The organism is Mesorhizobium sp. M4A.F.Ca.ET.050.02.1.1 (assembly GCF_003997725.1).
Lineage (GTDB): Bacteria > Pseudomonadota > Alphaproteobacteria > Rhizobiales > Rhizobiaceae > Mesorhizobium.
Window position 1 is genome coordinate 1 of sequence record NZ_RZSG01000194.1, and the last position, 8,671, is coordinate 8,671.

7 protein-coding genes and 1 pseudogene are annotated in these 8,671 nt (G+C 64.7%); 3 read left to right on the forward strand and 5 right to left on the reverse strand.

Features of this window, described 5'->3' with window-relative positions; all coding sequences use genetic code 11:
• The 5 genes and pseudogenes from EOA33_RS15150 to gcvA form a co-directional block, all read right to left on the reverse strand.
• Window positions 1-159: pseudogene (locus EOA33_RS15150) on the reverse strand (branched-chain amino acid ABC transporter permease); the annotation flags it as partial.
• 214 nt (window positions 160-373) lie between these two features.
• Window positions 374-1,678, reverse strand: a complete 1,305-nt coding sequence (locus tag EOA33_RS15160) for an ABC transporter substrate-binding protein (RefSeq protein ID WP_126057017.1) — start codon at window positions 1,676-1,678, stop codon at window positions 374-376.
• Window positions 1,679-1,808: 130 nt separating this feature from the next.
• Window positions 1,809-3,194, reverse strand: a complete 1,386-nt coding sequence (locus tag EOA33_RS15165; protein ID WP_127405974.1) for a hypothetical protein — start codon at window positions 3,192-3,194, stop codon at window positions 1,809-1,811.
• Window positions 3,195-3,287: 93 nt separating this feature from the next.
• The gene (gene pncB / locus EOA33_RS15170; protein WP_127405975.1) at window positions 3,288-4,592 is read right to left on the reverse strand and encodes a nicotinate phosphoribosyltransferase; all 1,305 of its coding nucleotides are present in this window, start codon (window positions 4,590-4,592) and stop codon (window positions 3,288-3,290) included.
• A 176-nt stretch (window positions 4,593-4,768) separates the two neighbouring features.
• Complete coding sequence (gene gcvA, locus EOA33_RS15175) at window positions 4,769-5,743, reverse strand: transcriptional regulator GcvA (protein WP_126057019.1); 975 nt, start codon at window positions 5,741-5,743, stop codon at window positions 4,769-4,771.
• 212 nt (window positions 5,744-5,955) lie between these two features.
• Here gcvA and speB point away from each other — a divergent pair, with 212 nt between their 5' ends.
• The 3 genes from speB to EOA33_RS15190 all read left to right on the forward strand — a co-directional run.
• Window positions 5,956-7,011, forward strand: coding sequence for an agmatinase (speB, locus tag EOA33_RS15180; protein ID WP_127405977.1), 1,056 nt, complete (start codon window positions 5,956-5,958; stop codon window positions 7,009-7,011).
• Between the two features lie 79 nt (window positions 7,012-7,090).
• Entirely contained in the window at window positions 7,091-7,897 is an 807-nt protein-coding gene (locus EOA33_RS15185) for a transporter substrate-binding domain-containing protein (RefSeq protein WP_127405976.1), read from the forward strand.
• A 108-nt stretch (window positions 7,898-8,005) separates the two neighbouring features.
• Window positions 8,006-8,671: amino acid ABC transporter permease (locus EOA33_RS15190; RefSeq protein WP_128333170.1), on the forward strand; the 666-nt coding region annotated here is incomplete at its 3' end.

Genomic DNA, 8,671 nt, shown 5'->3' on the forward strand with positions numbered 1-8,671 from the left:
GGCCAGTACCGCGCCCAGCATGAAGAACTCGCCATGGGCGACATTGACTACGCGCATGACGCCGAACACCAGCGACAGGCCAAGCGCCGTCAGCGCCAGCACGGCCGAGGTGACGAGGCCTTCGAGGGCGGCGAGGAGGAGATGGGGTCCGAAGTGCATTGGTTATTTGCCAGCGGATGCGCGAGGCGCCCCCCTCTGCCCTGCCGGGCATCTCCCCCTCAAGCGGGGAGATTGGCAGGACCTGCGACGGCGCTTTTCTACCATCGTTGGTAATTGGCGAAACCCGCCGTGAAATCCGATCTCCCCGCTTGAGGGGGAGATGTCCGGCAGGACAGAGGGGGATGGCTTGGCGCTCACGCTGCTGGAGCTAAGTTCACAGCGCCTGCGTCGTGTAATCCCCTTCCGGCTCGTAGAGGCCGTCCTCGATCTTGGTCTTGTGGACGACCTTGAGCTTGCCACTCTCGACCTTGGAGATGTTCTGGATACCGAAGCACTGGTGGATCTTGCCATTGAAGGTCTTCGGGCCCTGCGGATGCTCCGGCCCTTCAGCGAACTCCTTCAGCGCCTCGGTCGCCTCGACCAGCTTGGCGCGATCCTCAGGCCCTTTGTAGCCGGCATCCTCCATCGCCTTCTTGACGACATAGAGCGTTTCCCAGCAGCCGAACATGTGCGAGGCGGTGGAGACGTCCTTGGGATCGCCGACGGCGGCGCCATTGTCGTCGATGCCGACAGCGGCGCGATAGGCCTTCTGGGCGGCGGAATCGTCGGCTTGCGCATAGCGCGGCGAACCTTCCCAGAAATGGCTACCGTCGAGGAATTCGAGGCCGGGGCTGTTGATGTCGGTGGCCTCGAGCGAATCCATGAAGCCGAACAGCTGCGGCCGCGACGAGCCGTAGAACTCGCCGAGCTCCTTGACGAAGGTGAGCACGGCCGGGCCGACCATGACATGGTAGATCACCTCGGTCTCGGCCGGAATCTGCGGGAAGTACTTGGTGAATGACGACTCCGTCGGCGGAATGGCGATCTGGGCGATGACGTCGGCGCCCTGTGCCTTCAGCGCCGGCGGCAGATAGTCGCGATGGTCGTAGCCGAAGGCGAAGTCGGGGAAGATCTGCGTCACCTTCTTGCCGGCATTGGCGGCGATCCACGGCGCCATCGACTGGATCTGGCTCTTCACATCGGTGATGCCGGGCTGGAAGACATAGCGGTTGAGCTTGGTCGAGGCGACGTGGTGGCCTTCGCTGACGACGAAATAGGGGATCTTGTTTTCGCCGGCGGCCGGCGCCGAACCGATCACGACATGCGAGAACAGGGTGCCGAAGACGATGTCGGTCTTGTGCTGGGTGGCGAACTTGCCGACCACTTCGGCGCCGCGGGCGGGATCGGTGCCGTCATCCTCGATGACCAGTTCGACCTGGCGGCCATTGATGCCGCCGGCATCGTTGATCGCCTTGACCGCGGCGGCGCTCGTCTTCTCGTACCAGCGGCCATAGGCGGCGCCGATGCCAGTGCGGTGCGATTGGAAGCCGATCTTGATCGGCGCCGAGCTCTGCGCCTGGCTGTAGCGGACGAAGCCCGGCGCGACGGCGAGGCCGGCGCCGGCGGCGAGGCCCTTCAGCGCAGTGCGGCGCGAAAGAGTGGTCTTGGAAAGATCGAAAAACCCATTCTTGTCAGACACGGCAGTTCCCCTGTTTTTTGAGTTTTGACCAATGGCTGTAACGAGGCAAAAATTGCATGTGTACAAACTAAATCACCAAAGCCTCGACCTGGCAAGCGAACTTCCCGGTCGGCACTTGAGGCCGCCTTTTTTACCCGGCGGTCGGCGTGGCAAGCAGCCAAAGGCCAAAGACCGTATAGGCAATCATCAGCACGGTAAGCGGTAGCTGGCTGAGCGCCGCGCGCGCCGCGACCGGATGCAGCCGCCAGGCCAGGCCATGGGCGACGAGGACGGCCAGCACATGGCCAAGGATGATGACGCCGGCCTCGAGATTCCAGAGCCACCAGGCCGAGTCGGCGCCGGCGATCACGCCGGCCTCGACCTCCATGCCGGCGGTACCGAACAGATTCCAGCCGAGCGCGAACGGATCGGACATAGCAGCCAGCGCATATTGGCCATCGACCAGCAGCGCCGTCAGGTAGTGGGCGAAATGGTAGGCGAGCGCGATCGGCACGATCGACCAGACCAGCAGGCCGGCAGCTTGGCGCAGCGAATGGCCGCTGCCGGCAAGGCGCTGGCCGATATGGACGGCAAGCACAAACACTGCTGCCAGCAGGACGAAAGTCAAGACAAGGCCGAAGCTGCCGATGCCGATCAGCGCGGTGCGACCGGGAAACTCCAGCGGATTGACGCCGAACAGGCCGAGCCAGAAGAAGGTTTTCGACAGTCCGTCGAAGGAGACCGACGACAGCGCCAGCAGCAGGAAGGCCATGCCGCTTGTCGGCAGCGACTCGGCGGAGAGCAGCTTCGCGCCTGGCCAGCAGAGACTGAGCCTGCGCTTGCCGTCGCGCTCCACAACAGCAAAGCGCGCGACCATGCTGAAGAACACGCACAGGAACTCGCCGCGCCGGCTCCAGTCGCGATGGCCGAAGACAAGCATCAGCACGAAGCTGAGCAGCCAGTAGAGGCCGGCCGCGTATGCCAGCCGGGCCGGGTCGTCGGGCGCCGGGTCGATCAGCTCGAACCAGGCGAAGGCGAAGAACAGCGCGACGGCCGGCCAGCTGCCGAGCCATGCGGGCAGGCGCTCTTCTTCGCCGTCGCGGCCAATCAGGCGGCTGACGACGCGCCACGGCCCGTACCAGGGGTCGAGCCACGACCAGAGGTCGCCGAGGAGCCCATGCAGCAGGGCCAGGCCGACCCAGAGCAGCGTCCATATGACGAGCGGCAGCGGGTTGGACAATGGATCGCGGCTGCCGAACAGGCCGGCGGCAAGGAGGATTGCGAAGCCGGCAAAAGATATCAGGCTGACGATCGCGCGCGTGCCGTCGCCAAAGGCAAAGAGCGGCAGGCGGCGGCGCCAGAAGCGGTCGAGGGCATCGGGCGGCAGCAGCGCCAGGACGAGAAAGCTGGCGGCAACGGCAAGCGCGCCGCCGGCGACATAGTAGCCGGTGGGGAGGAGAAGGACATGGCCACGGTCGGAGGCGTGGGCGAAGGCGGAAGTGGGGAGGAACGGTGTGAAGGCGGCTGCGAGAGCCAATCGCGAAGGTTGGCGCCCTACGGGGGGCGCGAAGGAACTCGGCCTATCCAACTCTGCCGTCTCGCATGGCGGTACGGGAAGCACCCGCCACCCTCACACCTTGACCAGTTGCCTCACCCGGTCCGTCTCGCCGAATATCCTCAGATACCGCTTGATCTCCTTCTCATCCCCGGTGGCCTTGGCAGGATTGTCGGAGAGCTTGACCGCAGGTCGGCCACTGGCCTCGCTGACCTTGCAGACCAGCGATATGGCGTCGAGCCGGTTGGTCTCGGTCGGCGCGCAGCCCTCGAAATCGTTGGTGAGGTTGGTGCCCCAGCCGAAGGACATGCGCACCTTGCCGCGGAAGTGGCGGTAGGTCTCCTCGATCGTCTCGACCTCGAGCCCGTCGGAGAAGATCAACAGCTTCTGCCTGGGGTCCTTGCCCTTCTCGCGCCACCAGGACAGGATCTTCTCGCCACCCTCGATCGGCGGCGCGCTGTCGGGACGGAACCCGGTCCAGTCGGCGATCCAGTCCGGCGCATCGCGCAGGAAGGCAGCCGTGCCGAAGGTGTCGGGCAGCACGATCAGCAAATTGCCGCCATAATAGCGCTGCCAGTCCTGCAGCACCTTGTAGGGCGACTGCTTGAGCTCGCCTTCAGAATTGGCAAGGGCGGCAAACACCATCGGCAGTTCATGCGCGTTGGTGCCGAGCGCTTCCAGGTCGTTGTCCATGGCGAGCAGCACGTTGGAGGTGCCGGTGAAGGCCTCGCCGATGCCTTCCTTGAGCGCCTCGACGCACCAGCGCTGCCACAGGAAGGAGTGGCGGCGACGGGTACCGAAATCGGAAATGCGGATGCCCGGCAGTGCCTTCAGCCGCTCGGTCTTGGCCCACATCTTGGCCTTGGCGCGGGCATAGAGCACGTCGAGCGCGAAGGGGCCGAAGGCGCGCATGGCCGCGCGGGAACGGAGCTCATTGATGATAGCCAGCGCCGGGATCTCCCACAGCGTCGTGTACATCCAGGGGCCAGCGAAGGAGAGCTCGTACTGGCCGTCGCGCTTGGACAGCTCGTATTCGGGCAACTGGAAATCCTCCAGCCAGGCGAGGAATTCCGGCTCGAAGATCTGCTTGCGGCCATAGAAGGTGTTGCCGCCCAGCCAGATCATCTCCTTCTTGGAGAAGCGCAAGGTGCGGGCATGGTCGAGCTGGTCGCGCAACTCCTGCTCGTCGATCTCGTCGGCGAGGCGAACCGAGGTGGTGCGGTTGATCAGCGAGAAGGTGGCGTCGACCTTGGGGTACATGCCCCAGATCATCTGAAGCATCAGCAGCTTGTAGAAATCGGTATCGAGCAGGCTGCGGACGATCGGGTCCAGCTTCCAGGTATGGTTGTAGACGCGCCGCGCAATATCGGTCTTTGCCATGTCGTCCTACCGCCTTCGCTGCTCACTCTAGCGTTTGTCTGCGCAATCCCGGACGGAAAAGCGCTACGCACTTTCCAGGGATTGCCTTAGCCAAAGCCTCTTAGCATTGAATTTTCGGGAACGCCTCCCGCTTTGCGGGCTGGCCCGACAAAAAGGAAGCCGTCACGGTCCAGCCGTCAGGCCCCCGTCCTGGCGCCGATCACCCTCAGTGCCGGGCGTTTCCTGCGGCTGCCGATGCGCCCCGCGACCGGCGCGTCGGCGCGGCTGTCAGCCTGTTCCTTCTCGGCAAACAGCCAGTCGATGAACAGCTGGACGATCGGCGCCGACTTCATCTCGTTTCGGCACACGACGTAGAAATCGTCGACCGCCGGTACCGACAGGCTGAACGGCGCAACCAGCAGGCCCCTGGCCAGCAGCCCGCTTGCGGTCACCGTATCGCCGAGCGCCACGCCATGGCCGTGAACGGCGGCCTCGATCGCCACGCGCGCGTCACCGAGATGGTGGCGGCGGCCGCGCTCCAGATCGAGCGCATCCGCGGCGGCCAGCCAGGTGTGCCATTCACGGCCGTCGTCGCCATGCAGGAAGACATGATCGGCGAGATCGCGCACGGTGCGGATCGGGCGGTTGTTGATCAGCGTCGGGCTGACCACCGGGAACAGTTCGAGGCCGGACCACTTGCGCATCCAGCAGTCGCTCCAGCTGCCGTCGCCATAGTGCACGCAGACATCGATGTGCGGGGCGCGGATGTCCCTGGCGTCGTTGGAGGGAAGCAAGGTGAGCTGGATGTCCGGATATTGCGCGGTGAACGAGCCCAGCCGCGGCGCCATCCACAGCAGCAGCAGCGCCGGAACGCAGGATATGGAGAGCTTGCCGGCACTGGCAGGCCTCGTCATGCGCTGGGTGGCGGCGGCAATGCCGTCGAAGGCAGTCGATACCGCCGGCAAAAGCTCGGCGCCGTGCGGCGTCAACCTCACCCGCTGGCCAGCGCGCTCCAGCAGCTTGACGCCAAGCGACTGCTCGAGCGCCTTGATCTGGTGGCTGACGGCGCCGTGTGTGACATTCAGCTCCGCCGCCGCCTTGGTCAGCGAGGCGTGGCGCGCCGTCGCCTCGAAGGCGCGCAGCGGATTCAAGGGGGGCAGACGCTTGGCCATGGTGCACCTGTGCACTGTGAGATTTTCTCACAACAAACACCCTAACAATATCAATTGATTTTTCAATGGAGCTGCCGGAGACTTTGTGCCGGAGCATCTTCAAGACGTGAAAATCTGCAGGCAGCCAGGGCGGGACCGCGGTCCGGCCGATGGCGGTCAGCATCATAGGCGTTGCCGAAGCTTTCATTGCCAGCCAGACGGAGGAGACCGACATGGGTTACGATCGCGGCAAGCTCGAAGCGTTGCGTCGCAAGTATGGCGAGGGCCATGGCGGCGAGATGTTCGATCCGAAGTTCCGCAAGGTCGCCGACAAGATCTTCTCCAAGTCAGGCACGAGACTGGCGCCCTATTCCGGCATCCCGACCTTCCTTGCCGCGCCCTACCGCCAGGTGACCGCCGACAATCCGGATTTCGGCGACCTGCAGGTGGCGATGATCGGCGTGCCGATGGACCTCGGCGTCACCAACCGGCCGGGCTCGCGCTTCGGGCCGCGGGCGCTGCGCGCCATCGAACGCATCGGCCCCTACAACCATGTGCTGGAATGCGCGCCGACGCACGAACTTCGCGTCGCCGACATCGGCGACGTGCCGTTCCAGAGCCGCTACCGGCTGGAGACCAGCCATGAGGACATTGAGCGCCGCGCCAACCAGATCGTCGACGCCGGCGTCATCCCGCTGTCGGTCGGCGGCGACCACTCGATCAGCCATCCGATCCTGAAGGCGGTCGGCAAGAAGGCGCCGGTCGGCATGATCCATATCGACGCCCACTGCGACACCAGTGGCCTGTTCGACCTGACTAAATTCCACCACGGCGGACCGTTCCGCAACGCGGTGCTGGACGGCGTGCTCGATCCGTCGCGCACCATCCAGATCGGCATTCGCGGCGCGGCCGAATATCTGTGGGAGTTCTCCTACGAATCCGGCATGACCGTCGTGCACGCCGAGGAGGTGACCGGCCTCGGCATTCCCGCCATCATCGAGAAGGCGCGCAAGATCGTTGGCGACGGGCCGACCTACATTTCCTTCGACGTCGACAGCGTCGATCCGGCCTTCGCGCCGGGCACCGGCACGCCGGAAGTCGGCGGGCTGACGACGCGCGAGGTGCTCGAACTGCTGCGCGGCCTCAAGGGCCTCAACATCGTCGGCGGCGACGTCGTCGAGGTGGCGCCGCAGTACGACGCGACCACGAACACCGCCCATGTCGGCGCCCAGGTCCTGTTCGAGATCCTGAGCCTGATGGTGTTCAGCCCGGCCATCAAGAAAGGCTGAGGCGACGCCAAGCCAATACGGCCGCCGCGCTGGAGCCGGCGGCCGGATTCAACAACAAGCTTCCAGCAGGGGAACTAAAATGACACTTCGCAGCAACACGCTGAAATCCGCCATCACGGCAATGTTGATGCTCGGCGCCGCCGGCCTGTCCTCCCAGGCCGCCAGGGCCGATGCCATCGACGACATCACCAAGGCCGGCACCGTCAATGTCGGCATCTTCTCCGACTTTCCGCCCTTCTCCTCGGCCAGCGCCGACATGAGCATCAAGGGCTACGACATCGACGTGGCGCAGGCGATCGCCGACTCCCTGAAGGTGAAGCTGAACCTGGTCAGCGTCACCGGCCAGAACCGCATTCCCTATCTCACCGACAAACGCGTCGACTTCCTGATGAGCGTCGGCTACTCGAAAGAACGCGCCGAGGTGATCGATTTCGCCGCCGCCTACGCGCCCTACTATATCGCCGTCATCGGCCCGGCCGCGCTGTCGGTCAAAGGCAAGGAAGACCTTGCCGACAAGTCGATCGCCGTCAATCGCGGCACGCTGGAGGACACCTCGCTGACCGAAGCGGCGCCGGCTTCCGCCGACATCCGCCGCTTCGACAACTACAACTCCGTCATCCAGGCCTTCATCTCCGGCCAGACCCAGCTGATGGTTGTGGGCAACGATGTCGGCGCCCAGGTGCTGGCCAAGCAGGATGCGTTGCAGCCGGAGCAGAAGTTCCAGCTGCTGACCTCGCCCTCGCATATCGGCCTCAACAAGAACGAGGACCGACTGAAGAAGGCGATCAACGACGCGGTCGCCAAGATGCTGGCCGAAGGCAAGCTGGACGAGAGCTCGAAGGCCTGGCTGAAGACGCCGCTCAACCCCGACAACCTCAAGGACTGATCGCGAGCCCATCCCGATCGAATCGGGATGGGCTCAATCTTTGTTTGAGCATGATCTTTCTGAACCGAGGGTTCGGGATCATGCTTTGGAGCAACAGGGCGTTTTGCCATGGGCTACAGCCTCGACTTCGGCTGGCTTACGGGTGCGGCGGGCGCGATCGCGCGCGGCGCGGCGACGACGATCCTGCTGATCGCCGTCACCACGCTGGCGGGAACGTTCCTCAGCATCCTGGGGGCCGCCGGCAAAAGAAGCGGCCCAAAGCCGCTGCGGCTGGCGATCGCGACCTATGTCGAGGTGATGCGCAACACGCCGTTCCTGGTGCAGCTGTTCTTCATCTTCTTCGGCCTGCCCAGCCTCGGCATTAGACTCGATCCGATCCTGGCCGCCATGCTGGCGATGACGCTCAACATGGCAGCCTATACGATCGAGATCGTCGGCGCCGGACTGGACGCGGTGCCGCGCGGGCAGACGGAAGCCGCACTGGCGCTTGGGCTCAGGCCGCGCCTGGTGTTCGTCAAGGTCGTGCTGCCGCAGGCGCTGAAGGTGATCTACCCGGCGCTGACCAGCCAGATCGTCATCATGATGCTGGAGTCGGCCGTCGTGTCGCAGATTGCGGTGCGGGAACTGACCTACGAGGCCGATATGCTGCAGGCACGCACCTTCCGCGCCTTCGAGACCTATTTCGTGGTGACGCTGGTCTATCTCGGCCTGTCGATGGGGCTGCGCCGGTTGCTGGTCGGCGGCGGACGCCGCGTCCTGGGGGCCGGCGTGTCA